Raw genomic sequence first — 24,218 nt, 5'->3', positions numbered from 1 at the left:
TCTGAATTAGGCAACTCCACATGTGCACCGCTTATCGCTCCTTCTGGCTAAAGCCCGATACGACCAGCACATCCATATGCCGCCCGTATTTAAGAATCGACTTAACCGTGCTGCCCGTCAACATGCGCTGCCATACATTCTTCTTCGTCTGCCCGATGATCATTTGTGTGCTGGCATAAAGATTAGCTTTCTCAAGCAGCTTCTGAGCTACTTGTCTTGGCTTCTTGGCGTATTGAAGCTCAAAGTGTCCCCCAAAACGCAAGGTTAACTGCTCCAAATCATGAATGCGCTTCTGCTGTTCCTCCGTGAACTCGCTCTGCAGCGCGACATAATGGACATACCAGTTCGCTTTCAATCGGTGCGCAATCCGAAATCCTCTGCGAATCAGGCTCTCCGCCCGCACGCTCAGCGTTACACAGACGAAGATCACCTCCTGACGGCGCCACGGTCCCCGCAGTGACCCTCGTCGCTCCCATGCCTCCAGCCGTTCATCCACATCATCAGCGATTTCCCGCAGGGCAAGCTCACGCAGGGCGATCAGGTTGCCTGTCCTGAAAAAATGATTAAGCGCCTGATCCACCTTACTCTGTGCATAGATTTTCCCTTCCCTTAACCGCTGCTGCAGCGCATTCGGGGCAACGTCGATCAACTGGACCTCATCCGCGAGACGAAGGATGCTGTCGGGCACCGTTTCCCTCACTCTTACGCCGGTAAGCTGTTCTACGGAATCATTCAGGCTTTCCAAATGCTGTACGTTCATCGTTGAAATCACAGAGATGCCCGCGTCCAGAATTTCCAGAATATCCTCGTATCTTTTCTTATTCTTACTGCTGGGCACATTGGTATGGGCAAGCTCATCTACGAGCACAACCTCCGGATTATACCGTATGATTTCCTCTACATCCATTTCTTCCAGCCGGGTTCCGCGGTAATCGACTACTTTTCTGGGAATGGTGTGCAGGTCTCCGATTTGTTCAAGCGTTTCCTGCCGTCCATGTGTCTCCAGCAGTCCGATGACCACCTGAATCCCTTTCCGCAGCAAAACATTCCCTTCCCGCAGCATCGTATACGTTTTCCCCACACCCGGGGCTGCCCCGATATAGACCTTGAAGGTGCCTCTCTTGATCCGGCTGATTTGCTCCTTCACTTCGGTCTCACTAAGACGTCTATATGGATTCGGGTTATTCTTTTGCGGGATGGAGGTCGGCAGAATCCGTTCCCCCCTCACCTCAGCAGTATCGGCAATAAAGAACAAATCCACATGGTCGACCAGCTTCATCAGCGTATTGGCGATTGAGCCTTTTATCCATTCCTGCCAGGGCGTCTGCTTGGAGTGTCCCAGTACGATGCGTGTCACCTTGTTTTCGATCGCATAGTCTACAATCTGCCTGGGAATTGCCCGCTTGGAGATGTACTGGAGCTCGCTGAATGCTGCTTCGGTTTTCTCGGTGAGCTTCAAGATTGAACGTTTAAAAGCCGCCTGCTCCTTGGAAAGCCGCTTGTTCGGGTCCACGAAGGTGATGACCAGCATTTCACCGTTGAGCCTTTTGGCGATTTGTTGTCCGCGGCGAATATAGATCGATCCGTTCCAATGGTATTGGGTGGATACCAGTATGCGCTCCGACGCGCCGGAAGGTCCGTTTAAGCCCAGCTCCTCCCGATGCTTCTCCAGCGATTCATTCACATCCTCAGCGACAAGCCGGAGAGCCAGCTCCCTTAATTTGCCTAGGTTATTCCGTTTCGAGAGCGAAGCTTGAATCGTTTCCAATGCCCCCTCCGACAGACGGGTGAGAATCGATTCGGGTGTCACGTCGATCAGCCGTATTTCATCGGCCAAATCCAGGGTATCGGTAGGGACGGTGTCTTCGACCTTGATGCCTGTCAGCTTCTGGGCCAGCTCATGGTAACCCACCAGCTCATACACATTGATCGTAGTGATGACACTAATGCCAGCCTTGAGCAGATACTGAATATCCTGAAGACGGGTACGGAAGCGGGCTTCGGCCCGATTTCGATGAGCCAGCCCATCAACAAGTACAACCTCCGGGTTACGCTCCAGCAGCGCCTCCAAATTCAGGTCCTTCTTCTCTACTCCCCCTTGGTGCCAATGGATGCTCGGGACTCGTTCAAGGCAGCCGATCTGTTCGATCGTCTCTTTGCGCTGCATGGTGGAGACGGCGCAGATCACCACGTCAATCCCCTTCTGCCTAAGGCTATTGCCCTCACGCAGCATGTGATAAGTCTTACCGGAACCGCTGAACGGGCCAATATAGATTTTCAAACGGCCGCGCTTCAGTTCCCGAATTGATTTCAATATTTCTTCAGGGGTTTTCCTTCTGAATCCTTCCTCCATATGAACCACCCGCAATTATCCAAAATAATAAAGCTCCGCAAAAAAAACCATGACCCCGCCCAGAAAAATCTCCTGAGCGGGGTAAGCGTCATTGCATTTGTTCGCGTAAAGCCAGGTTCAGCTTCAGCACATTCACCACAGGTTCTCCCAGAAAACCAAGCTCTCTGCCGGACGTATGGTCCGCTACAAGCTCATTCAGTTGATCTGCAGAAATTCCCGTCAGCTTACTGATTCTTGGAATTTGCGCCTTCGCTGCTTCCGGGCTGATATGCGGATCAAGACCGGAACCGGAGTTGGTGATCAGGTCCATCGGCAGCTCGCTGACCGGTACGTCCGGGTTGTCCTTTTTCCACATCTCAACCGACTCCTGTGTACGGGCCAGCATATCCGGATTGGAAGGGGCATAGTTGCCGCTTCCCGAGCCTGCCGCATTATAGTCAATTGAAGAAACACGTCCCTGGAAGAACTTAGGGTCCGCGAAGCTCTGTCCGATCAGCTCCGAACCGATAACGTTATTCTGCTCATCATACAACAGACTGCCGTTCGCCTGCTTAGGCATCAGTGCCTGTGCAATGCCTGTCACCACAAGATTATAAAGAAGTCCGCAGACCACCATGAACACAAGACTTAAGCGAAGGCTGCTCACAATCACTTTCATTTTCATCATCCGCCCTTTCTACCTATACCCACAGATGGATAACCAGATCGATCAGTTTAATGCCAAGGAATGGCACGATCACGCCGCCCAGACCGTAAATGAACAAATTGCGCTGCAGTAGCTGAGAGGATGACATCGGCTTATATGCCACACCCTTCATCGCCAGTGGAATGAGCAATGGAATGATGACTGCATTAAAGATCAAAGCCGACAAAATCGCCGAGCTCGGCGAGCCAAGCCGCATAATATTCAATACGTCCATTTGCGGAATGGCGACCATAAACAGTGCAGGAATAATCGCAAAATATTTGGCAATATCGTTCGCGATACTGAAGGTCGTCAGCGCGCCGCGTGTCATGAGAAGCTGCTTGCCGATGGCTACAACCTCAATAATTTTGGACGGGTCCGAATCCAGATCCACCATATTCGCCGCCTCTTTGGCAGCCACCGTACCGCTGTTCATCGCGATTCCTACGTCCGCCTGCGCCAACGCTGGCGCGTCATTGGTGCCGTCACCGGTCATCGCGACCAGCTTGCCTTCAGCCTGCTCCTTGCGAATGACGGCAATTTTATCTTCAGGCGTGCTTTCCGCGATGAAATCATCGACACCGGCCTCCAATGCAATCGTCGCCGCAGTCAATGGATTATCCCCCGTACACATAATGGTCTTAATCCCCATTTGCCGCATTTGCTCGAAGCGCTCCTTCATGCCAGGCTTGACCGTATCCTTCAAATAGATGAGACCGAAAATTTCCTGATCAACCGCCACGGCCAGCGGAGTCCCCCCGGCTTTCGCAATCCGATCACTGTTCTGATCCAAATCTTTGGGGATTTTCCCTCCATGTGCAGTCACCCACTTTTTGACGGCATCCACTGCGCCCTTGCGCACCTTACGTCCGTCCTGCAGATCCATGCCGCTCATGCGGGTCTCTGCCCTGAATTCAAGAAACTCGGCTCCTTCCCCCAAAGACGCTTCATACTCAAATCCCAGCTTTTTCATCAGCTCCAGCACCGAGCGTCCTTCTGGCGTCTCATCCTTGAGCGAGCTGATGGCAGCCCAAGCGGCCGTTTCGCTTTCCTCATGTCCCCCGACAGGCACAAACTCGCTCGCCATCCGGTTCCCGAACGTGATTGTACCGGTCTTGTCGAGAATAATCGTGTTGATATCTCCAGCCGCCTCGACCGCTTTCCCGGACATCGCCAGCACATTGAACTGAGTTACACGGTCCATGCCGGCAATGCCGATGGCGGACAGTAAACCGCCGATGGTCGTAGGAATCAGGCACACCAGGAGCGCGATGAGCATCGGGATTTCCAATGAAATATTTAAATAAGCTCCAAAGAACGGCAAGGTGACGACAACGATCAGAAAAATGAGTGTCAGGCTTGTCAGCACAGTGCTTAGCGCAATTTCGTTAGGCGTTTTCTGCCGCTTCGCGCCTTCCACCAGAGCGATCATCCGGTCAAGAAAAGACTCGCCGGGATCGCTGGTGATGCGCACCTTGATCTGGTCGCTGACCACGCGGGTGCCGCCAGTGACGGAGCTGAAATCGCCGCCTGCTTCTTTGATCACCGGAGCCGATTCCCCGGTAATCGCCGATTCATCCACCGAAGCCAGACCTTCGATCACCTCACCGTCCCCGGGGATCATTTCTCCTTGCGTGACAATGACAACATCCCCCTTGCGCAGCTCCGAGGACGACACGACCTTGACCACATCAGGCCCTGTCATTTTATTCGCTTGAATATCCTGCTTCGTCTTCTTCAACGTGTCTGCCTGCGCTTTGCCCCGTCCTTCGGCAAGCGCTTCGGCGAAGTTGGCGAACAGCACCGTAAAGAGCAGGATCAAACCAACAGCCAGATTATATGCCCTTGATGCCGTTCCGCCGAACAGATCGGGTATGAAAATCAGTAAAAGTGTAATGACGAAACCTATTTCTACGACAAACATGATCGGATTGCGGATCATGACACGCGGATCAAGCTTCAGAAATGATTCCTTGATGGCCTTCTGAATGAGTTCAGCGCTCATCATTGATTTTTTTGCTTTCATGGCCAGGTTCCTCCGTTACTTTCTTTCTATGGTTAAGGCATCAACGTAAGCTGTTCGGCAACCGGTCCGAGCACGAGCGCCGGAAAAAAGGTCAGAGCTCCCACTATCAGCACCGTGACCAGGAACACACCTGCGAACAAGGCGTTATCGGTCCGGAACGTGCCGGACGTTTCCGGTACGGGCTTTTTAACAGCCAGTGAGCCGACAACCGCCAGCATCGTCACCATCGAGAAGTACCGTCCCAGATACATGACAATACCTGTCGTGATGTTCCAGAAAGGCGTATTGTCGCCAAGCCCCTCGAAGCCGGAGCCGTTATTCGCTGCAGAGGACGTGAATTCATACAAGGCCTGTGTCAGCCCGTGGAACCCGGGATTCGAGATCGTATCCGGATTCGTGTGCAGGGCAAGCGCCGTCGGCGCCAGGATAAGCAAGGGCTGGATCAGCATCGTGACCGCAATCAGCTTCATCTCCCGGCCTTCGATCTTCTTGCCGAGAAACTCGGGCGTCCTCCCGACCATAAGACCGGATAAAAACACACCGATCATCGCATACATCAGCACGTTAATGAAGCCGACACCGACACCGCCGAACACCGTATTCAGCATCATGTTCGCGAGGGTGATCAATCCGGCAATCGGTGTTAGCGTGTCATGCATCGTATTGACGGCACCCGTTTCCGATGCGGTGGTGACCACGGAATACAGGGAGGACTGCGCCACGCCAAAGCGGGCCTCTTTCCCCTCCATACTGCCTTGCTCGTGCTGGATTCCCAGAGCATTCAGGGCAGGATTGCCCGCACTCTCTGCGCTCAGGGAGATGCCCAGCATAACGATGAAAAGCATCGCCATCGACACGAACAGGACACGCCCCTGCTTCGCATTGCCGACCATTTTGCCATACGTAAAAGGAAAAGCCGTCACGAGCAGCAGCATCAGCACAATCTGCAGTGCATTACTGATGCCGTCCGGATTCTCGAACGGGTGGGCCGAGTTGACCCCGAAGAAGCCCCCGCCGTTGTTGCCCAGCTCCTTAATCGACAAGAACGAGCCTACCGGACCACGCGCAATCTCCTGCACCGCACCACCAATCGTCTGCGCTGTAGCCGTAGCATCCAGCGTCTGCGGCACACCAAGCGCGATAAAAATAAATGCCGTAACAAAGGCAATCGGCAAATAGATACGTGTAATCGAGCGGGTCAAGTCTACAAAAAAGTTGCCGAGCGGCTTGCCCGCAAGTCCTCTAATGAAGGCAATGCCCACCGCAAGCCCCGTAGACGGCCCCGTAAACATCATAAATACGATAGCGATCATCTGCGACAGATAGGAAAGACCGCTTTCCCCGCTGTAGTGCTGCAGATTCGTATTGGTCATGAAGCTTATCGCCGTGTTAAAGGCCAGCATTGGCTCCATATTCTCAATGCCGGACGGGTTCAGCGGCAGAAATTTTTGAACCCGGAAAATCAAATATACCAACAGGATCATGACCAGATTGCTGAGCACGGCGGACAGCGCATACTGCTTCCAGGACTGATGGTCCCGGCGGATGCCGCCCAGTGCAAAGATCGGCTTCTCGATCCATCCGAACCATTTATCCAATCCGGATGGTTCGTAGTTAAATACCCGGGCCATATAAAGACCCGTCGGACGTGCCAACAGCAGGACCAGCAGCAGCGTCACCCCGATAGACAGTACAGCGAACATAATGATTGAACTCCTCTCTCTACGACCCCAATTAGAATTTTTCCGGATTAAGCAGCACGTAAGTCAGATACACGCCGACTGCAAGTACAACGATGCCAAGCAGCCACATCATGAGCGTTCACTTCCTTCGTCGGCAACCTTGCCAGCCCAAGCCAGCAATCCAACCATCATTAGAGCTAGAAGAATTAAAGAAGCTACCATTACAATGTCCAGCATGATTCATAACCTCCTGTTATAAGAGCAGAAAAGCTCTGTGAAGAGAGATTTTGTCGAGCATCTCCCCTTGGCACAGAGCTTATGATAATACGGTTCGGTATAAAAATGGGGTTAAGATCTAAGCGGGGGGCGTAAAAAAAGTGTAAAAATCCATAGTGTCTTAACAAGCCGCTGAAAGTGCCAGTTATAGCAAGAAAGACATGCGTTTTTTTAAACGAATCGCTAAAACAAGGCAAATCCACCGGATTTCCCTCTAATATCGGAAGCCGCTTATTTTACACTATCCGCGATCATCACCTAATATATTCTCCAGTTCGAATGGAAAAATACACGCTATGTCGTAATCGCTGAATTCCCGGAAATGGGAAGCGGGGGAACCAGAACGGCTTAACCAGCCTCGGGGTGAATCATGGAAGAATTTCATGCAGGGCTTCTCGGCCCGAATCCGACAGCTAACCTCGCAAGCGCCAGAGACCTGAAAGAAGGGAAATGAAACATGGAGAGTTACACGTTAGACTACCGGCTTAAACCTTTGATGAGCTTGAAGGGAATCTCCACGACTGAGGCACATATTACAGGGATTCAGCTCTTCGAGTTTGACATCGATACCTGTTACCAGACGGGAAGAGGAATGTTGAGTAGCTGCCGCTATGGTTTACTGCAGATTAACTGTGGCACCTACACAGGCTGGGGTGAATGTGTGATGTCAGCGAACGACAAACACTTCGATATGGTCAAATGGGCATCTTTCCTGCATCGGCTGAAAGGAATGACCCTTCGTGAAGCCCTAGCTACCACAAGATTACACCGGATTTTATGGGGAGAAAACAAGGCGGATATGACTCTAACCGCTCTACTGGACGTCAGAGCACGTATGAAAAACAAGTTTATTGCTGCGGAAATCCTGATGCGGACAAGCACACAGTATCTAATGAGGAATGCGGCTATACGGGGCAACAGGAAACGCATTTGTCATATTCATCCTGGCGACAAAAGCTCCCTGATTGAAACCATGGCTTACGCCAAACACTTATGGTTAGAAGGCTATTCACTTGAAATCCACAAGGATTACCTGATCGGACCTGCCTGCACCGCCTTGAAGCTGCTATCCCATACTCTGGAGGCAACATGGCAGGAGAATGAGGAATACCCGGAGCCTGCGTCTTTGCATAATTTCGTAACACACACGGTCGGTACAGGTTTTGACCTGGAGTCTAAAGAGTTGTTTCAGAAATCAAGTGCTTACTATAGTGTCTTAACAAGGTAAACCAAAAAGGCTCTGCGATCCACATGCCCGCAGAGCCTTTTACATCCCATACAACCCGCACATAAAACGAGTCAACGCATTCCAGGTTGCTATCCTGGCTCATATAATTAAACAAGATGCCAAGATAAGCACGTTTCCGCAGATCGTCAGCCACTTGACGATATCCCCTCTTACACTTCTTGGTCAACAGATTCTTGATAGATGTCAGCGTAAGTTTTTGAATCTTTGATTAGATCGTCGCAGAAAGCCGCTACGTCACTGCCTGTCACTTCGAGCACGCCTTTCCCCAAGGCCGCGCCTTCTTCAAAAAGATCGATAATCCCCGAAAGCAAGCCCGTCCCGTCGGTTAGCTCAATAGGGCCGACCTTAAAGAAATATTTTTGAATCTCTTTATACACAATCTGATAATCTTGCGGGAGTGCTTTGACACGCGCCACGTGCGCTCGCCACTCTTTTTTGCCTTCGATGATATCTTGAATTCTCATTTTCATCCTCCTATTTACCTAATTTTTTAGTGATATTATGGTTGAGTTGCTCACGCCACTTGTCGCGAAAAGACTTTGCCCCTTCTTCGCCGACCAGCGCTGAACAGAAGCCCTTGATATCGTCACCCAAAACCTCTTGGACACTCTGGCCGTCCGCCGCCGTTTCTTCGAGCAGGCCAAGCACACCGTCAAGAATTGGCATGAGGTTGCGACCGGTGAAATCTGAGTGAGGCCAAAGATTGGCATTCATTTGTTCCCATGCCGCTTGATAATCAGCCGGCAGCTTTTTGGCTCGCGATTCAAAAGCTTTCAATTCTTTAGTCATGTCGCTGCCTGTGATCTTTTCCCAAAAATTCATTATTTACTCTCCTTTAACTCATTAATTTTTGATGATACGAACTCCCATTTCCCCAGAACTTCCGTAGTTCCTTGCACGGCCTTCAAGCACGCCTTTGAGCATTTCCGTTAGGTTTTCCAGCACAATCATCCTTACTATTCAGTAAGACAGATATTACGTATTACTTATTACAGCTATATAGTAATACGTAATAGGTAGTCTGTCAATAGCTATTATTCATTTCTATGTAACCCGGTTAAACGGGGTAGATCAGCAAGCTAGGGATTCACAGTTACAATAACCCCGTCCATGTTGTTGCCTGATATTTCATAATCGCGATTCGCAGGTACATGGATGGACGTTCTGATGACAACCGGATAATAAGCAATCTCGTACTCCTCACCATCAATAGTAGCCGAAATGTACCTTTTTTCTTTCAGATAATTCAAATATTCCTCCAGTGCAAAGCCTTTTTCCAGCATAATCATACTGTGCGGCAGCCCCACATAGCGGAAATGCCAGGGTTCATATTCAATGCCTGTGATCGCCGTTTTGTCCTCAGGATATCGCAAAATGAACCCATATTTCCATGCATTCTCTTTCAACCATTTTCCTTCAGGAGCTTGGCCCATCTGCCCTTCTGAAGAGCCAATATCCAGAGACAAACCCAGGTTATGCTCGCTGTATCCCGCCGGCAAAGCAACATCAGCGCCCATTTCTTGATATAACTGCTCCTGTTCCATCTCGTCCCGATAACCGCTGCTAATTAAAAAATGATTGACCCCATCTTGGTTAGCGGCATCAACCATCGTTAAAAATTTTTGCGCCACGCTCTCAGACAGCCGGATTGTGTTATCCAGCAAACCATAACCTTGCATTAGCTCTTCATGCTGAGACAAATTGACCACATCCGATTTCACCCCCTGTTGATGCACAGGATGCTCTCTGTTCACCAGCAGCAGATTGCCTTCGTAAATCTGTTCTTCTGTCACATGGATTGCAATCCCATCCTTTCGGGAAAATGTCTCCAGAGCTTTGCCATCCTCTATTCTTAGAGCATCCCCTACAGATTCCTTCAGATAATGACTGCCCCCCGCTCCCAACAGCACAATCAGGACAAACAAAATAACCCACTTCTTCATTGTTTAATTTCTCCTTAACCTCTCACCCATTCAGGATAGGAAAAACTATTTAAAAAGGAAGTGGGGTAAATATAAAGTTTTTCTTAAGATTATAATGGTAAACGCACTTCAAAAAAGCGTACGGATCACAAGCTTCATCAGCCCATTATAGACTGGATTAATAATATAGCCCGTCGGATTGATCGCGTACCTTTTACCTGAATTGAGCCGGTTGATCGTTTCCATGTCATCGCCAGTCAGTGCAAAATCAAATATTTCACTATTTTCTTTGATTCTTTTCGGGTTGGATGACTTGGGGATAATGATGATTCCTCGCTCCAGGTGCCAGCGTAAAATGACCTGAGCCACCGTTTTGTTATGATTGCGCGCAATTCGCTGCAGTTCCGGATTTTCAAAAAGAGCTTTATTTCCTTGCCCCAGTGGTGCCCATGCCTGATGCAGGATTCCATGTTTATTAAGATACTCATGCAATTCATTTTGCGGGAACTCGGGATGGGTCTCGATCTGGTTGATCATCGGCGGAATTTTGGCGTGTTTCATTAAATGCTCAAGATGCTGAGTTTCAAAATTCGCAACCCCGATGACTTTAATCTTCCCCTCCAGATATAGCTCCTCCATAGCTTTCCATGTTTCTACATAATGAGGTGAGGCAAAATGAATTAAATACATATCCAGGTAGTCTACGTTCAGCTTTTTTATCGTTTTCTCAAAAGCTTTCCTGGCCGCTTTATACCCGTGATCCGTATTCCACACTTTAGAGGTGATAAAAAATTGCTCACGCGGAACCCCGCTTTTTTGAATCTCCCGTCCCAAGGCCTCCTCATTTCCATAAATTTTGGCTGTATCAAAATGCCGGTAACCTAAACGAATCGCCTCACCGATCGCTCGCTCAAATTCTTCCTGCTTCGTAATTTTGTAAACTCCAAATCCCAACTGAGGGATTTTAACACCATTGGCTGCCGCTACGTATTGGTTATTCAAGTTCATAGAAGGAGTGCCCCTTTCTTATTCAAACAGTATATTCTATATATTAAATATATATAGTTTTGTACAAAAAAAAGTTAACCCGCGCTTATTCCAATAGATCGGTTAACTTCATATCCTTTAGAGAATTATGCATAGCCTGCTCGGTTGCTGACAGGTGATTGACGATTTTTTGTTTAACCTCGTCAACCTCCGGCCCAGAAAGATTAACATCCAAATCGATTTTGAACAAACCCTTTCCAGGCTCAACCGCCAGAAACACATCCAAAAACGTGATCTCGGATAACGGCCTAGCCAGCATGATCCCGCCTTTAGCCCCTTCTTTGGCGACAGTCAGTTGGGCACTATTCAGGCTGCGGATGACTTTGGCCGTGGTCGGGACAGGGATATTTAGTTGCTCCGAAATCACCTTCGTGGATAAATAATGATAGCAGCGTTCCTCCGCCATCGTGTGAATAAAGAGCAGTATCGAAATCCCTTGCGATAAAGCTGTAGAGTATGCCATGTCTTTCATCCTAACTATTTCGACTTTTTCTAAGTATACTCTATATCTATTATATATAGATTTCAATAAATAAAATGTACCAAATATCATAACCACCTGCATCAAGTTGTTGAAGGCTTCGTTATTTGCAGTATGCAACAACTTAATGTATAAATGATTTAAAGGAGTGACACGAACGTGGAGAACACACGAGAACTATTCCAAATTATGACCCGCCGATTTGGCCTGTTGAATAAAAACTGCTGTACCGTTGGAGGAGTTGATATTTCCCTGGTTCAAAGCCACATCTTGTATGAAATCGATCGTCAACATCATCCTTCCATGCAACAAATCGCCGAAACTTTGGGCACAGATATCACTACTTTCAGTCGGCAAATACAATCCTTAATTAAATTAAATCTGGTGAAAAAAACGCCAGATGCATCTGACCGGCGAGTGTACACTCTCTCGCTGACCGTTGAAGGGAAATATGTAGCCAGTAACATTGATCAACAAATGAACGCGTACCTGGACGAGATATTTTCTTATATGAGTGAGTTCGAAAAAGACATGGTCATTCGTTCGATTAAATTAATGAATGAAGCAATGGCAAAGTCAGACAGGTGCTGCCGACCTGTTAAATAACTAAAACAGCAAGGTTTCATAATTCATTTTGGTGCTTATATAAAGAATAAGCATAATTATGCCCAGTATTTCTCACAATATTTGTGCTCTCAAAAACCGTCTAAGGAGATTGATGAAAATGACGAAGAAAGTTGTATTAGAAGCGGCTGCACAGAAATTTGTGGAAGACACTGCGAATCCTCCTTATCTATTTGACCTAGGTCCTGAGGAAGGCCGCAAAGCAGTAAATGAGGTCCAGTCCGGTGATGTATTTAAACAACCGGCGGATGTTCAGGATGTAACGGTTGAAGGCGGACCGAGCGGAAGCGTGCCAGTACGTATCATTCGTCCCGAAAATGCAGCCGCGAATCTGCCCGTCATTTTATATATTCATGGTGCAGGCTGGGTGTTTGGTAACTCCCATACACATGACCGACTTATCCGTGAGCTCGCCGTGGGTTCTAATGCGGCTGTTGTCTTCCCCGACTATAGCCTGTCACCAGAAGTCAAATATCCTACGGCTATTGAGGAAATTTATGCTGTACTGCAATGGATTGAAGCGAATGCGGAGAGTGAGCATTTTGACTTAAGCCGTCTTTCTGTCGCAGGCGACAGTGTAGGCGGCAATATGGCCGCAGCTATCACCCTGCTCGCCAAGGAACGCAAAGGACCTGCCATTCACAAACAGCTCCTCTTTTATCCTGTTACCGATGCAGCCTTTGAAACAGAGTCTTACCGCCAATTTGAAACAGGGTACTTTCTGCGCAGGGATGGAATGCAGTGGTTCTGGGACCAATATACAACCGATGCTGCTGAACGTAATCAGATCACGGCTTCTCCATTAAGAGCAGCCAAGGAACAACTGGAAGGCTTGCCGCAGGCCCTGATCATCACCGCAGAAGCAGACGTTTTACGCGATGAAGGTGAGGCTTATGCAAATAACCTTCGTGAAGCCGGTGTAGCTGTAACCGCCGTTCGCTTCCAAGGTATTATTCATGATTTCGTCATGCTGAACGCCCTGGCAGAGACGAATGCGGCCAAAGGCGCAATACTTTTAGCAAATACGTGGTTAAAACAGTAATTAAAATGACCAAAACAGCAGCGGCAGCCAGGGACGAGAAAATGAATCCCTGGACTGCCGCTGTTTTTTTAAACTCTCAAAGATCCGCTTCTGCTTTGTGGCACTCTTCGTAAAACTCGTTCAGCATCCCTTTCAAATCCATATTTTTCGTATAAACCATGAGCATCTCGTGTGCCTAATAACCCGGTCATCCACTCATATTCTTCCGAATTCACTATGACTTCAACAAGTTTTTTTCCTATTCCCTGTCCCTGGAACTCCTCCAGAACAAATACATCACAGAGGTAGTAGAAGGTTGCTCCATCTGTTATGACCCTCGCAAACCCGACTTGTTTATCCTGCAGATAGACTCCATAACATTTAGAGGCTTCAATAGATTTCAAAACTTTTTCGACCGGCCTTTTGTCAGCCCAATAGCTTCTCGCTAAGTAGTCAACAACTACGTTTTGATCTATTTTTTCTTTATTGTCTGAAATCAGAAATTCTTTGAAGATTATCTCCATTCTGTCACCTCCGCTATGTATTTCATTTATTCTAATGCACTATTCGAAAAATGGATATATGAAATTATCCATGCGGTCGGCGTTTTGGCACGGGGCAAGTTCATATTCATACTTTCATGTAGACTAAATTCGAGATCATCACAAATCCTGGGACAGCCGAATCATATCTCTGCACTGTATCCCGTTTTCATATATTTCCTCTTCATAATGACGAACGAAAAAATTCGGATCAACCCCAACAATTCTGAAGCCACTCTTTTGATAAAGGGCCAGTTGTCCTATGCTTGAGTTTCCTGTGCCAACTTCAATCGTTTTGTATCCTTTGTCCTTAGCTGTCTGAATGGCATGTAAGATTAACATTTTCCCTATTCCTTGCCCCTGCACCCTTTCCGCTACCGCAATATTCACCAATTCAACGGTTTCAGGTCTCGTAGGAAGGAGCACATAAATCCCCAAAATTTCGTGACCCTCTTCAGCTATGAAGCTTTCTCCTCTGTTGATGTATTCCTCAACAAGCTTTCGTGATGGGTCCGCTAATAACAAAAGTTCCATTGGGTAAGTTTCGTTTGTTTGTAGTTTTCTAATGTTCATTTTTTTCTCCTTAATCTAAACACAGCAACCAGAGCGATATGCACAATGGACTGAATCATTTTCCACTCCTCCAAATCAAGTTATGGTTTCATTTATAAAAAATCAGGAATCTATATGATTAACAATCAGTCTCATGTGTGATAAAATGTAATTAAGAAGTATATACTAAAAAAGAGTGAAGGATGCGCGAACATCCCCACTCTTGGCAACAGCCGCTTTTAAGGGCGGTCGGCTGTTCAAAATATTAGTCAGTAGAAATAGACCATACCTTGCCGGGGCGGTCTATTTCTTTTGGTTCAGAGCAATCACTATCGTAACGACCACACCGATAAGCGCAACAATTAACGCTCCAAATGCAATCATCAAAGACAGTGCTTGAAAAACCTCCATAGCATCACCTCCCTTCCGGGAGACTAGCCGACCGCCCATCCAAGCCATTCTGTTATTAGGTATATTATACCATGCTTATTAGATGGTTAATAGAGTGTTCATCAATGATGCTATAGCTATATTAAGTATGCCACGCCCAGTTTCCCCATCTTACCGTCAATCATCTTATATAAAATCCGGTCGACTTCGCTCGTCAGTTGATTGAGGCCAACTCCAGTCAGTTCCCGAACATTCTCCTCATTCCAATCTTTCAATGGATATGGCCTCCTTATTCCTTCCGCGTTTAAAGCCAACATGGTGAATCATTATTCCATCTTTCACTACTATCCCTGTTTTACCGTGAGCTTTTCAGAAGTCATTGTCTCAATTATATCCTGATCCGGAATTTCATCCAAAAATCCCTAATCCCAAGCATCAAAAATTACTGCTTGCAATTTTGAACCGAAAGGTACATAATATCCTCATACTTAAATATGAACCGAACGGTTCAAAAATAAATTGAGAGGAGTTTTACATTTGAATACGACAAGTACAACGAATAAACCGTTAGCTGGCAAAAAAGCTTTGGTCACCGGAGGAGCTCGCGGCATTGGCGCAGCCATCGTGAAAAGGCTCGCAGAAGACGGTGCGTCGGTTGCTTTTACTTACGTCAGCGCGCAAAACAAGGCAGATGAACTGGTACAAGCAATTAAAAGCGCAGGTGGTCAGGCTTTGGCGATTCGCGCGGACAGCGCCGATGCCGGGGCAGTGAAAGGCGCCGTCGAAGAGGCAATCCAAACATTTGGCGGTATCGATATTCTTGTAAATAATGCCGCCATTGCAAGTTTAAAGCCTTACGACCAATATACTCTTGAAGAATTCGATCAAATGGTTGCGATTAATTTGAAAGCGGTATTCGTTGCCGTTCAAGCCGCTGGTCCGCAAATGAAACAAGGCGGTCGCGTCATCAATATTGGTAGTGTTGCCGCCGAATTTAATCCATTCCCTGGAAACAGCCTGTATGTCTCGACAAAAGCCGCGGTAGCCGGATTGACACGGGCGCTGGCGCGCGATCTAGCGCCTCAAGGCGTTACAGTCAATAACATTCAACCGGGAATGATCGATACGGATATGAATCCTGCGAACGGCCCCTCTGCTTCAGCCATACAAATGATTCCGCTAGGGAGACACGGAAGCGCATCCGAAATTGCAAGCATGGTGGCTTACATCGCTTCACCTGAATCCAGCTATATTACCGGCGCAAGCCTGAATATCGACGGAGGCGGGAGCATTTAACCACAAGCATTTTCTTAAGATTATAGAGTTTATAAGTTTTCAGCGAAGCTGAACAATTCTATAATCGCAAGAAAAACTTCCGCTAAACGCGGTCTGGCTTCTATGAATGTACGTCGATAGACGTTTTTCTTAACGAAGGCAGAGTGAACGAGAAACAGACTATCTAAACCAAAAGATCCAAACTGTCAGGAGATCGGATGGCCACCGATCTTTCCGGGCAGTTTGAATCTTTTTCATATTTTCCGAAAGCATTGCAAATTCCGAGCTGTGTAGTAAAATATCACTTATCTGATTTATGAAAGGTGAGATGATTATGGCAGCCGGACGTCCGCGGGAATTTGACATTAAACAAGCCCTTGAGCGCGCCCAGGAGATTTTTCGGCAAAAGGGGTATGAAGGGACTTCGTTGTCCGACCTGACCGAAGCCATGAAAATCAACCGTTCAAGCTTTTATGCGACCTTCGGCAGCAAAGAGAAGCTGTTTCACATGGCGCTTGATTTATATATGAACGAAGGGCCGATTCTAGCTTCAGTGGCTGCGCTGAACGAACCGACAGCTCGATTAGTCATCGAGAAGCTTCTTCGTGCAACAGCGGATTCGGTGGTCAATCCCGATTATTCTCCAGGCTGTTTAACAATCAAAGGAGCCCTTACGGACAGCAAGGAATCCGATCCGATCAAACAATTATTGACCGATCTACGCGTTCAAACCGAAAAAGCGCTAAGTACCCGGTTAGAGCAAGCAAAGAAGGATGGGGATTTGCCCAAGCACGCCGATCCTGTCGCCCTGGCCCGGTATGTCGCAACCCTCGTGTACGGTATGACGGTCCAGGCCGTAAACGGGGCCAGCCGTGAAGATCTCGAAGAAATGATCAACATCGCTCTGTTGGCATTGCCGTACGTCGAAAACGGGGGGTGAGCGTTTAAGTTCATCATTCATTTCGAAAGAGCCGCCCTCAGGGTTCACTTGATATACCAGCCGCATCCTCTTCTGTTTCGTAAATCTCAATAAACTTATCCCCTTGCGGGTATTTCTCAAGTAATGTTTTCATAGGAAAACGATCCTTCTCGGCAGGATTCACATGAGCTACGTAATCCATTAGCTTCATAACCGTCCCATTCTGTCCAAATGAGCCTGTTGGAAGCTTACGACGCCTAGAGTAACTTCGCTTTTCTGCCTGCAAATAAAGATCCTTCTCCTCCTCGGATTCCATCGCCCATCTCTGGGATACGATTGTTTGATCTCCATAGCCCTGTCCATAATCCGGTCAAAAAGATCAAATCCAGGTGATCGTAGCCATGATTTGAATCCGTATCGAATAAAAATCGAGTTCCATAACCGTCTCCCTAACATTTAATTTACTTTCCGAATAACAGGCAGAGAATTCGAGTTGTGGGATATGTGAGCGGGTACAAATTCACTTCACTCGTGCAATGACCCGCGCAATGGAAGAGTCCGCTTTGATGTAAAGGGGCAGCGCGATCACCTCAAATTCATCAAGTTTACCTACATTCGTTAAATTCTCTGCGATGAGGATCTTATGACTGAACAAATGTTTGTGTACTTCAAACGGATATTTATCTGGCGATGGCATGTCCAATCCAACCATTTTCACCTGCTTTCTGACCAGCAGCTCAGCGAACGCCAGGGTCATCACCGGATGATCTGCAAAATATTTTGGTTGTCCAAAAAACTTGCTATATCCAGTATGTATCAAAACGATTTGATCTTTCTCAATAATTCCCTCATACTCTTCCTTATAAAGGATTTCTTTTTCCCCAGATACATCAATTACAACACCCTCTCCAATAAACCTCTCCAGAGGAAACTCATTTAGATATTCTTTGACGTTCAATAAATGCATTGGGCCATCGATGTGTGTACCAGCATGCATATTGATAGTCAACTGGTGATTGTTATAGTGGTCTGTCTGTAATTCGCTGGAATGCCGCAATACAGTAGCTGTATCTCCTGGATATGGCGGCATGCCATCCTCAATCAGATGAGTAAGATCAATAATCATCGTTGCACCTCGCTTTTTTCTTTCGATTCTGGGCAGAGATGGAATTTCATAAATCAGGAATTCTATTTTCTTACGTCTATCCCTGCGCAGAAAAAAAATATGGTATCCTGCCTAAAACATCCTGCTCTTTCAGATTATGAAGCTGCCACTAAAAACTGAACAAGCTGCCGATCAAATCGGCAGCAATTCATCCACTTACCCTTTATTGCTTCACAATCTGCCAATGTACCCCGAACTTGTCTTCGATTTCACCGTAGTGGGCACCCCACGGCTGTAAGTCAAACGGAAACTTGACCGCACCGTCCTTGGCCAGATTCGTAAAAGCTTGGCGGGCATCTTCTTCATTTTCATAGGTGAGCGCCAACGAAATGAATCGCTTTCCCCGAACCGGCTCAAAGGAATCGGAAAGAAACAACAGGTTCCCGCCTGCTATAGAGAGCACCATATGCATCACCTTATCCTTGGTGGCTTCCGGTGTTCCGGGCATTTCCCCGTAAGTCATAACCGAAAGAACTTCCCCTCCCAGTGCTTGCGTGTAAAACGTTGCCTGTGCTCTTGCTTGCTCCGAATGAATGTAAGCGTTCAGTTGTGCCGTCATGTTCAACATCCTTTCTACAATGGTTATTTGAGCTTCTATTAAGACGACGAACCGATGATGGCATAATCGACATGTCTAAAATGAAAATCGAAAAAAAAATTTATTCGCTCATTAAAAACAGGCCCCCGGATTGATTTCGGATGACCTGCCTTAGCCTATTGAAGCAAATATGCAAATATAATTGGTAATATCTCTCGACTACAGCGTCGATGCCGCCTGCTGGAGTAAAGAGGTTAACATTTCGCCGTCAACAGCTTGGCCTTGTTTAAGCTTGATCGTTTTCCGTTCAGGCGGACCATCGAATTCCTCTGGAAGTGCGAGCTCCGCCGCATTAAAGATCGTGAAGCTGACGGCCGCTTTAGACGTTGAAATCACAGCGGCATATTTGCCGTTTTTCAGAAAATGGGGCTTCTTGTACTGCATTCGCTCCTGCACATCCGGAATGGCCGCATGCACGACATCCCGCAGTTCAGCGCAAATCGGGTGTTGCCACGAATCACCCAGCGCCTCGATAAATTGGTTGATTTCTTCGTTCATCATTATATCCCCTTTCAATCTGTTAATCCGCATGAAGCGGCGCGCTTTTGCAGCAGTTCCCGCTCCCGCTCATTTCGCGTCATCTCAGCCGCACGTTCGAATGCAGCACGTGCTTCATCCATTCTGCCCAACTTGAATAAAAAATCCCCCTTAACACTTGGAAGCAGATGGTATTCTTTGAGCGCCGGTTCACTCTCCAACTGCTCAACAAGCTGAAGTCCAAATGCGGGACCAAATGCCATCCCGATCGCCACCGCCCGGTTCAGCTCGACGACCGGCGACGGCATGACGCGTGACAGTGCCTCATAAAGTGCGGCAATTCGCATCCAGTTAGTTTCCTCCATAGTACGAGCCTCGGCATGACAAGCCGTTATGGCAGCCTGCAGAGCATAGGGTCCAAGCGGCTTGCCGAGCGACTGCGCACGTTCCAATGCGGCCAATCCCCGCCGAATCAGCAGCCGATCCCACAAAGAGCGATTCTGATCAGCTAACAGAATCGGCTCTCTCGCAGGGGTCACACGAGCCTTGAGGCGCGACGATTGCAGCTCCAAGAGCGCAGCAAGACCATGCACCTCGGGTTCATGGGGTACAATCTCCGCCAGAATGCGGGCGAGCCGCAGCGCCTCCTGACAGAGCAAGGGACGGGTCCAGCTATTACCCGCAGTAGCCGTATAACCTTCATTAAACATGAGGTAAATGACCTCAAGCACAGCCACAAGCCGTTCCTGCAGCTCTTCGCGGGACGGCGTATCGAAAGCTGCTCTCGCCTCCCGCAAGGTCCGTTTGGTGCGTACGATCCGCTGGGCAACCGTCGGTTCGGGCACGAAGCAGGCACGAGCGATTTCCTCTGTCGTTAATCCCCCAAGCAGGCGCAGCGTCAGCGCGACGCGCCCCTCTCGGGAGAGGACCGGATGACAGGTCATGAAGATGAGCCGCAGGAGATCGTCGCCAATCTCTCCGCTGGCTGCAGCATGCAAATCTTCCTCGGAGTACAGCAGCTTTGTGCTGCGCCCGACTTCTTCATATTTCTGACCGCGCAGCTTGTCTCGGCGTAACAGGTCAATCGCACGGCGTTTCGCCGCTGTCATCAGCCATGCACCAGGATTGTCCGGAATGCCGATTACCGGCCACTTCTCCAGTGCAATAACAAGCGCATCCTGAGCGACATCTTCGGCAATGCCAACGTCGCGTATCATCCTGGTCAGGGCGGCGATTAGCTTGGCCGATTCGATTCGCCAGACGGCCTCGATCGCGCGTCGGGAAGCGATATCCGTCACAACCGTCCCCGTCTCCGTAATTCTTCGGTCAGTGACGAATGGCTTTCCAGCATGTCAGGATCGTCAGTCAGCTCCGGTCCTTCGAACACTTGCCGAAGCTCGATCCGCCCCTCGCCGAAGCCATGCGGATCCGGCATCCGCAGCGCCCATTCAATCGCTTCTTCCCGCGTTTTTACCTCGATCAGTGTATAACCGGCAATGAGCTCCTTGGTTTCGGTGAACGGTCCATCAACGATCTTCGGTTTACCTCCTGGCTCCGGGTAAGAAATTCGAACAGCGTTGCTGCTTGGATGAAGCCCGTCGGCCGCGAGCAGAACGCCCGCCTTGGCGAGCTCCTCGTTGTACCGCATCATCGCTTCGAACAGCTCCGGGTTTGGCGGATTGCCCGCCTCTGAATCTTCGGTCGCTTTTACAATCATCATGAACCGCATAAATATTCACCTCTGTAAAATAGTTAGAGCAACAGCGCCTAAAGAATTGGTCATTTCACGTGCTTCTATATGTACGACGAATGAGCAATCAGAACATCGACATTCCTTTGAAAAAAATAACATTTCCGATAATGACAGATTCGTACTCGCTGCCGGTCACGTTGATCCAATTATTACATTGAAATTCTCACCTGGAGTAACCCATTAACTTAAACCTGTCATTCTTTATGATTTCCTTGACGAGTTCCTCCGGCCGCTTGAGATCTGTATTTAGCAGAAACGGCCCGTTGGCCGGAGAAGCCATCAGCTTGTTCCGCAGGAAGAGCGAACGTTCGATATATTGCTCATCTCCTCGCTGATGGAGTCGGGCGGCGAGGGTGTCCGGTTCCGCGTATAGTACAGCATAGTACAGCGTCACGTCGAGATCCGATAGCTGACCGCAGAACCAATCAAGTTCCTCTTCAACGACGAAATCAATGACAACCTTGAACCCGTGCCGGAGAAAATTCCGCGTCACCGCGGTGATATTAAACCAAGCCAACCGGAGCCGTTCCTCCCAAGGCGGCTCGGTATCCCCTCGGTAAACATGGAGCAGGAGATCACCTTCGATAAGCGTACATTGCTTCATCGTATCGGCGAGCGCCTTGGAAACGGTCGATTTCCCTACACCGAGTGGACCGGAGATGAGATAGACGACTGCTGATTCTTTACTGTCCGACAAGTTCATCACCTCCTTTGGAAAGTCGTAAAACATGGTCATTCTTTCAGAAGTCGAATGATCATCCCTTACGGGTTCGCTCTTATTCCCACGTTCTCCTTTCATTAATCTCCATTTTCTGTTTGAATGCCTGATCCAGGTCGATGCCAAGCTTGTTGGCCAGGTCAAAAATATTCCACACCACATCATACATCTCGTGCCCCAGGTTTTCTTTCTTCTCCGCATCCGGATGGAAGGAGACGGATAGAACCTCTTTAGCCAGTTCCCCGACTTCCGTCATGAGGTAAAGTGTCCTTTGCTCCATCGTACTCTCATCGAATCCCTTGGTTTTGCTGTATTCCCTGACGTATTGTTGAAACTCTGCTGTGTTCATTCCCCGTTCCTCTCTTCTTGGACATACATGCTATATACAATAAAAAAACAATAGTTCTGTTCTTTATAATATTCCAGCTTTACAAGCGATTGCCTTCTGTATATTGATGATTTTCTTCAGATGATACAGCTTTATTTTAATTATAAAACAAGCCGAGATTTCTCCCGGCTTGCTTGTTGTTTATTATTCCCCTGTTTCGGCAAATTTCTTAATGCGCCCGCCGACTTCATCACGTACACGCTGGAACACAGCCCATTTTTCTTCGTCCGTACCCTGTGCTTTCGCAGGATCATCGAATCCCCAGTGCTCACGTCTCACTTGCGGAGGAGTGACCGGGCATTTATCTGCTGCATCCCCGCACAAGGTCACGACCAGATCGGCGCTGTTCAGCAGCTTCGGATCGATAATATCCGAAGTCTGGTTGGAAATAGCAATACCGATTTCTTTCATGGCTTGTACAGCATTGGGATTTAGCCCATGGGCTTCGATTCCTGCACTGTACACATTCCAGCTAGCTCCCAAGTGTTTTTTTGCCCACCCTTCGGCCATCTGACTGCGGCAAGAATTTCCGGTACACAAGAAGTAAATTGTCTTTTTTCCCATGATTGGTTGTCTCCTTTATATTTAAATCACAAGATGGATAACCACAGATACAAGCCTAACAACGTAATAAACAAGGTTGGAATTGTCAAAACGATCCCTGTTTTAAAGTAAGTCCCCCACGAGATCTTGACTCCTTTGGATGTGAGGACATGCAGCCATAGCAGCGTGGCAAGCGAGCCAATCGGGGTAATCTTCGGACCAAGATCAGACCCGATAACGTTAGCATAGATCAAAGCTTCTTTGATCGTCCCGGTTGCCGTTGTAGCATCAATTGCAAGTGCATCAATCATCACTGTTGGCATGTTATTCATAATGGACGAAATAATGGCTGCAATAAAGCCCATACCCATTGTAGCCATGAACAAACCTTGATCAACCGCTGCTTGAATCACAACGGCAAGTAAATCGGTCAGGCCCGCATTTCGAAGACCGTAAACCACTACATACATGCCGATAGAGAAAAATACAATGGCCCAAGGTGCTCCTTTAACCACTTCCGCAGTAGGCACTGCTGGGCTTTTGTTGGCCATAATTAAGAAGAAGATGGCAATAACCCCTGCAACAATTGATACCGGAACAGCAAAAAATTCACTGGCAAAATATCCAATCAACAGCACAGCCAGGACGATCCAGGACAGACGGAACATTTTCATGTCTTTAATCGCGTCCACCGGCGGTTTGAGCTGTGATGAATCAAACTTCTTGGGAATACCTTTTCTGAAAAAGAGATACAGCACCAGAATACTCGCACCGAGCGAGAATAGGTTCGGTATAACCATCCGGCTGGCATATTCCGCAAAAGTAATACCAAAGAAATCAGCGGATACGATATTCACCAAATTACTGACGACAAGTGGCAGCGATGTGGTATCCGCAATGAATCCACTTGCGATAATAAACGGGAACACCCTTTTCTTATCAAACTGAAGTGCCCGCACCATCGCAAGTACAATCGGTGTCAGGATCAGTGCTGCCCCGTCATTCGCAAAAAAGGCTGCTACGATTGCGCCCAAGATTGAAACATAGATAAACATTCGCACACCGTTTCCACGAGCAGCTCTGGCCATATGCAGCGCAGCCCATTCAAAGAAACCAATCTTATCCAAAATCAATGAAATCAGGATGATCGCCACAAAAGCTAATGTTGCGTTCCAAACAATCTGAGTCACATCCCAGACATCCTGAAAGTCAACCACGCCAGCCAATAGAGCCAGCACAGCTCCGCCGCAGGCAGACCAGCCAATCGATAAGTTCTTAGGCTGCCAAATCACCAGCGCCAGTGTCACCAGAAAAATGATACATGCCATGATTACAGACACCACAACTTCAAACCCCCAAATTTGGCGAGTCTTATCGCCTAAAAGCTTTAATCTCTCAGCCGCTTCGTCAACAACTCATGACTCAAGTCACGAGCTTGTCTCTGCCTACTTTCGTAGACAGTGCTTGTGTTTCGCACAAGCCTTTTAGACTTATTCCTAACCGGTAGTGCAAACGCACCTCACAGTGCTCCT

The 24,218-nt window shown here is 48.0% G+C and carries 29 protein-coding genes and 1 riboswitch; of the genes, 5 read left to right on the top strand and 24 right to left on the bottom strand.

The genetic code is table 11. The features are described 5' to 3' along the window. Window positions 1-31: 31 nt before the first annotated feature. From OIN60_RS02040 to kdpF, 5 genes are all read right to left on the bottom strand, one after another. Window positions 32-2,353: a histidine kinase gene (locus tag OIN60_RS02040; RefSeq protein ID WP_305753213.1), complete on the bottom strand. Its 2,322-nt coding sequence runs from the start codon at window positions 2,351-2,353 to the stop codon at window positions 32-34. 88 nt (window positions 2,354-2,441) lie between these two features. Next, window positions 2,442-3,011, bottom strand: coding sequence for a potassium-transporting ATPase subunit KdpC (gene kdpC, locus OIN60_RS02035; protein ID WP_305753284.1), 570 nt, complete (start codon window positions 3,009-3,011; stop codon window positions 2,442-2,444). 22 nt (window positions 3,012-3,033) lie between these two features. Beyond that, a complete protein-coding gene (kdpB, locus tag OIN60_RS02030; RefSeq protein WP_305753212.1) occupies window positions 3,034-5,064 on the bottom strand; it encodes a potassium-transporting ATPase subunit KdpB in 2,031 nt (676 codons plus the stop codon). A 32-nt stretch (window positions 5,065-5,096) separates the two neighbouring features. Further along, window positions 5,097-6,773 (bottom strand): potassium-transporting ATPase subunit KdpA, encoded by a 1,677-nt coding sequence (kdpA, locus tag OIN60_RS02025; protein ID WP_305753283.1) that lies wholly within the window; start codon window positions 6,771-6,773, stop codon window positions 5,097-5,099. A gap of 25 nt (window positions 6,774-6,798) precedes the next feature. Continuing rightward, the gene (gene kdpF, locus OIN60_RS22550; protein WP_370872351.1) at window positions 6,799-6,876 is read right to left on the bottom strand and encodes a K(+)-transporting ATPase subunit F; all 78 of its coding nucleotides are present in this window, start codon (window positions 6,874-6,876) and stop codon (window positions 6,799-6,801) included. A 442-nt stretch (window positions 6,877-7,318) separates the two neighbouring features. Continuing rightward, window positions 7,319-7,465: riboswitch (cyclic di-AMP (ydaO/yuaA leader) on the top strand. A 14-nt stretch (window positions 7,466-7,479) separates the two neighbouring features. Here kdpF and OIN60_RS02020 point away from each other — a divergent pair. Continuing rightward, the gene (locus tag OIN60_RS02020) at window positions 7,480-8,250 is read left to right on the top strand and encodes a hypothetical protein (protein WP_305753211.1); all 771 of its coding nucleotides are present in this window, start codon (window positions 7,480-7,482) and stop codon (window positions 8,248-8,250) included. Window positions 8,251-8,420: 170 nt separating this feature from the next. On the opposite strand, the gene OIN60_RS02015 is transcribed toward OIN60_RS02020, so the two are convergent. The 5 genes from OIN60_RS02015 to OIN60_RS01995 form a co-directional block, all read right to left on the bottom strand. Beyond that, window positions 8,421-8,735 carry a DUF1048 domain-containing protein gene (locus OIN60_RS02015; RefSeq protein WP_305753210.1) on the bottom strand — a complete coding sequence of 105 codons (315 nt, stop codon included), beginning with the start codon at window positions 8,733-8,735 and terminating at the stop codon, window positions 8,421-8,423. Window positions 8,736-8,745: 10 nt separating this feature from the next. Then, window positions 8,746-9,093 (bottom strand): DUF1048 domain-containing protein, encoded by a 348-nt coding sequence (locus tag OIN60_RS02010; protein ID WP_305753209.1) that lies wholly within the window; start codon window positions 9,091-9,093, stop codon window positions 8,746-8,748. A 257-nt stretch (window positions 9,094-9,350) separates the two neighbouring features. After that, on the bottom strand, window positions 9,351-10,214 hold the full coding sequence (locus tag OIN60_RS02005) for a M15 family metallopeptidase (RefSeq protein ID WP_305753208.1): 864 nt from the start codon (window positions 10,212-10,214) through the stop codon (window positions 9,351-9,353). A 108-nt stretch (window positions 10,215-10,322) separates the two neighbouring features. Continuing rightward, window positions 10,323-11,201 carry an aldo/keto reductase gene (locus tag OIN60_RS02000; protein WP_305753207.1) on the bottom strand — a complete coding sequence of 293 codons (879 nt, stop codon included), beginning with the start codon at window positions 11,199-11,201 and terminating at the stop codon, window positions 10,323-10,325. An 85-nt stretch (window positions 11,202-11,286) separates the two neighbouring features. Continuing rightward, the gene (locus tag OIN60_RS01995) at window positions 11,287-11,703 is read right to left on the bottom strand and encodes an RrF2 family transcriptional regulator (protein ID WP_305753206.1); all 417 of its coding nucleotides are present in this window, start codon (window positions 11,701-11,703) and stop codon (window positions 11,287-11,289) included. Between the two features lie 177 nt (window positions 11,704-11,880). Between OIN60_RS01995 and OIN60_RS01990 the strand changes: the two genes are divergently transcribed. Both OIN60_RS01990 and OIN60_RS01985 read left to right on the top strand, forming a co-directional pair. Beyond that, window positions 11,881-12,327: a MarR family winged helix-turn-helix transcriptional regulator gene (locus OIN60_RS01990; RefSeq protein WP_305753205.1), complete on the top strand. Its 447-nt coding sequence runs from the start codon at window positions 11,881-11,883 to the stop codon at window positions 12,325-12,327. Between the two features lie 118 nt (window positions 12,328-12,445). Then, window positions 12,446-13,387: an alpha/beta hydrolase gene (locus tag OIN60_RS01985; protein ID WP_305753204.1), complete on the top strand. Its 942-nt coding sequence runs from the start codon at window positions 12,446-12,448 to the stop codon at window positions 13,385-13,387. A 68-nt stretch (window positions 13,388-13,455) separates the two neighbouring features. Here the strand turns inward: OIN60_RS01985 and OIN60_RS01980 are convergent, their stop codons facing one another. From OIN60_RS01980 to OIN60_RS01965, 4 genes are all read right to left on the bottom strand, one after another. Beyond that, complete coding sequence (locus OIN60_RS01980) at window positions 13,456-13,890, bottom strand: GNAT family N-acetyltransferase (protein WP_305753203.1); 435 nt, start codon at window positions 13,888-13,890, stop codon at window positions 13,456-13,458. Window positions 13,891-14,028: 138 nt separating this feature from the next. Next, on the bottom strand, window positions 14,029-14,481 hold the full coding sequence (locus OIN60_RS01975) for a GNAT family N-acetyltransferase (protein ID WP_305753202.1): 453 nt from the start codon (window positions 14,479-14,481) through the stop codon (window positions 14,029-14,031). A gap of 282 nt (window positions 14,482-14,763) precedes the next feature. Next, window positions 14,764-14,871: a putative holin-like toxin gene (locus tag OIN60_RS01970; protein WP_305753201.1), complete on the bottom strand. Its 108-nt coding sequence runs from the start codon at window positions 14,869-14,871 to the stop codon at window positions 14,764-14,766. 116 nt (window positions 14,872-14,987) lie between these two features. After that, the gene (locus OIN60_RS01965) at window positions 14,988-15,125 is read right to left on the bottom strand and encodes a hypothetical protein (RefSeq protein WP_305753200.1); all 138 of its coding nucleotides are present in this window, start codon (window positions 15,123-15,125) and stop codon (window positions 14,988-14,990) included. Window positions 15,126-15,387: 262 nt separating this feature from the next. On the opposite strand from OIN60_RS01965, the gene OIN60_RS01960 reads away from it, so the two are divergent. Together OIN60_RS01960 and OIN60_RS01955 are read left to right on the top strand one after the other, a co-directional pair. Further along, a complete protein-coding gene (locus tag OIN60_RS01960) occupies window positions 15,388-16,146 on the top strand; it encodes a 3-oxoacyl-ACP reductase family protein (protein ID WP_305753199.1) in 759 nt (252 codons plus the stop codon). Window positions 16,147-16,459: 313 nt separating this feature from the next. Then, window positions 16,460-17,065, top strand: a complete 606-nt coding sequence (locus OIN60_RS01955) for a TetR/AcrR family transcriptional regulator (RefSeq protein ID WP_305753198.1) — start codon at window positions 16,460-16,462, stop codon at window positions 17,063-17,065. A 37-nt stretch (window positions 17,066-17,102) separates the two neighbouring features. On the opposite strand, the gene OIN60_RS01950 is transcribed toward OIN60_RS01955, so the two are convergent. From OIN60_RS01950 to OIN60_RS01905, 10 genes are all read right to left on the bottom strand, one after another. Next, complete coding sequence (locus OIN60_RS01950) at window positions 17,103-17,255, bottom strand: hypothetical protein (protein WP_305753197.1); 153 nt, start codon at window positions 17,253-17,255, stop codon at window positions 17,103-17,105. 309 nt (window positions 17,256-17,564) lie between these two features. Then, complete coding sequence (locus OIN60_RS01945; protein WP_305753196.1) at window positions 17,565-18,170, bottom strand: cyclase family protein; 606 nt, start codon at window positions 18,168-18,170, stop codon at window positions 17,565-17,567. Between the two features lie 202 nt (window positions 18,171-18,372). Beyond that, the gene (locus OIN60_RS01940) at window positions 18,373-18,768 is read right to left on the bottom strand and encodes a VOC family protein (RefSeq protein WP_305753195.1); all 396 of its coding nucleotides are present in this window, start codon (window positions 18,766-18,768) and stop codon (window positions 18,373-18,375) included. Window positions 18,769-18,966: 198 nt separating this feature from the next. Continuing rightward, window positions 18,967-19,305: a DUF1801 domain-containing protein gene (locus OIN60_RS01935; protein WP_305753282.1), complete on the bottom strand. Its 339-nt coding sequence runs from the start codon at window positions 19,303-19,305 to the stop codon at window positions 18,967-18,969. A gap of 14 nt (window positions 19,306-19,319) precedes the next feature. Continuing rightward, window positions 19,320-20,582, bottom strand: coding sequence for an RNA polymerase sigma factor (locus tag OIN60_RS01930; protein ID WP_305753194.1), 1,263 nt, complete (start codon window positions 20,580-20,582; stop codon window positions 19,320-19,322). Continuing rightward, window positions 20,579-21,013, bottom strand: a complete 435-nt coding sequence (locus OIN60_RS01925; RefSeq protein ID WP_305753193.1) for a YciI family protein — start codon at window positions 21,011-21,013, stop codon at window positions 20,579-20,581. Before OIN60_RS01925 ends, OIN60_RS01930 begins: the two co-directional genes overlap by 4 nt. Before the next feature lie 187 nt (window positions 21,014-21,200). Then, window positions 21,201-21,734 carry a P-loop nucleotide/nucleoside kinase family protein gene (locus OIN60_RS01920; protein ID WP_370872345.1) on the bottom strand — a complete coding sequence of 178 codons (534 nt, stop codon included), beginning with the start codon at window positions 21,732-21,734 and terminating at the stop codon, window positions 21,201-21,203. Between the two features lie 79 nt (window positions 21,735-21,813). Next, entirely contained in the window at window positions 21,814-22,104 is a 291-nt protein-coding gene (locus tag OIN60_RS01915) for a MazG nucleotide pyrophosphohydrolase domain-containing protein (protein ID WP_305753191.1), read from the bottom strand. Window positions 22,105-22,287: 183 nt separating this feature from the next. Then, window positions 22,288-22,707, bottom strand: a complete 420-nt coding sequence (gene arsC, locus OIN60_RS01910; protein ID WP_305753190.1) for an arsenate reductase (thioredoxin) — start codon at window positions 22,705-22,707, stop codon at window positions 22,288-22,290. A 26-nt stretch (window positions 22,708-22,733) separates the two neighbouring features. After that, a complete protein-coding gene (locus tag OIN60_RS01905; protein WP_305753281.1) occupies window positions 22,734-24,014 on the bottom strand; it encodes an arsenic transporter in 1,281 nt (426 codons plus the stop codon). Window positions 24,015-24,218 lie beyond the last annotated feature (204 nt).

It is taken from the genome of Paenibacillus zeirhizosphaerae (genome assembly GCF_030705605.1).
Lineage (GTDB): Bacteria > Bacillota > Bacilli > Paenibacillales > Paenibacillaceae > Paenibacillus > Paenibacillus zeirhizosphaerae.
Note: the sequence above shows the minus strand (reverse complement) of the source record. Positions and strands in the feature narration are given on the sequence as shown.

Coding starts and splice junctions, on each gene's coding strand:
- OIN60_RS01945 (WP_305753196.1), bottom strand. CDS start 18,170: ATGATTATTGATCTTACTCATCTGATTGAGGATGGCATGCCGCCATAT.
- arsC (WP_305753190.1), bottom strand. CDS start 22,707: ATGGGAAAAAAGACAATTTACTTCTTGTGTACCGGAAATTCTTGCCGC.
- OIN60_RS01955 (WP_305753198.1), top strand. CDS start 16,460: ATGGCAGCCGGACGTCCGCGGGAATTTGACATTAAACAAGCCCTTGAG.
- OIN60_RS01925 (WP_305753193.1), bottom strand. CDS start 21,013: ATGCGGTTCATGATGATTGTAAAAGCGACCGAAGATTCAGAGGCGGGC.
- kdpB (WP_305753212.1), bottom strand. CDS start 5,064: ATGAAAGCAAAAAAATCAATGATGAGCGCTGAACTCATTCAGAAGGCC.
- OIN60_RS02020 (WP_305753211.1), top strand. CDS start 7,480: ATGGAGAGTTACACGTTAGACTACCGGCTTAAACCTTTGATGAGCTTG.
- OIN60_RS01950 (WP_305753197.1), bottom strand. CDS start 17,255: ATGAAGCTAATGGATTACGTAGCTCATGTGAATCCTGCCGAGAAGGAT.
- OIN60_RS02040 (WP_305753213.1), bottom strand. CDS start 2,353: ATGGAGGAAGGATTCAGAAGGAAAACCCCTGAAGAAATATTGAAATCA.
- OIN60_RS01985 (WP_305753204.1), top strand. CDS start 12,446: ATGACGAAGAAAGTTGTATTAGAAGCGGCTGCACAGAAATTTGTGGAA.
- OIN60_RS01905 (WP_305753281.1), bottom strand. CDS start 24,014: ATGGCATGTATCATTTTTCTGGTGACACTGGCGCTGGTGATTTGGCAG.
- OIN60_RS01935 (WP_305753282.1), bottom strand. CDS start 19,305: ATGAACGAAGAAATCAACCAATTTATCGAGGCGCTGGGTGATTCGTGG.
- OIN60_RS02000 (WP_305753207.1), bottom strand. CDS start 11,201: ATGAACTTGAATAACCAATACGTAGCGGCAGCCAATGGTGTTAAAATC.
- OIN60_RS01940 (WP_305753195.1), bottom strand. CDS start 18,768: ATGACGGCACAACTGAACGCTTACATTCATTCGGAGCAAGCAAGAGCA.
- OIN60_RS01970 (WP_305753201.1), bottom strand. CDS start 14,871: ATGGAGGTTTTTCAAGCACTGTCTTTGATGATTGCATTTGGAGCGTTA.
- kdpF (WP_370872351.1), bottom strand. CDS start 6,876: ATGTGGCTGCTTGGCATCGTTGTACTTGCAGTCGGCGTGTATCTGACT.
- kdpC (WP_305753284.1), bottom strand. CDS start 3,011: ATGAAAGTGATTGTGAGCAGCCTTCGCTTAAGTCTTGTGTTCATGGTG.
- OIN60_RS01980 (WP_305753203.1), bottom strand. CDS start 13,890: ATGGAGATAATCTTCAAAGAATTTCTGATTTCAGACAATAAAGAAAAA.
- OIN60_RS02015 (WP_305753210.1), bottom strand. CDS start 8,735: ATGAGAATTCAAGATATCATCGAAGGCAAAAAAGAGTGGCGAGCGCAC.
- OIN60_RS02010 (WP_305753209.1), bottom strand. CDS start 9,093: ATGAATTTTTGGGAAAAGATCACAGGCAGCGACATGACTAAAGAATTG.
- OIN60_RS02005 (WP_305753208.1), bottom strand. CDS start 10,214: ATGAAGAAGTGGGTTATTTTGTTTGTCCTGATTGTGCTGTTGGGAGCG.
- OIN60_RS01995 (WP_305753206.1), bottom strand. CDS start 11,703: ATGGCATACTCTACAGCTTTATCGCAAGGGATTTCGATACTGCTCTTT.
- OIN60_RS01915 (WP_305753191.1), bottom strand. CDS start 22,104: ATGAACACAGCAGAGTTTCAACAATACGTCAGGGAATACAGCAAAACC.
- OIN60_RS01975 (WP_305753202.1), bottom strand. CDS start 14,481: ATGAACATTAGAAAACTACAAACAAACGAAACTTACCCAATGGAACTT.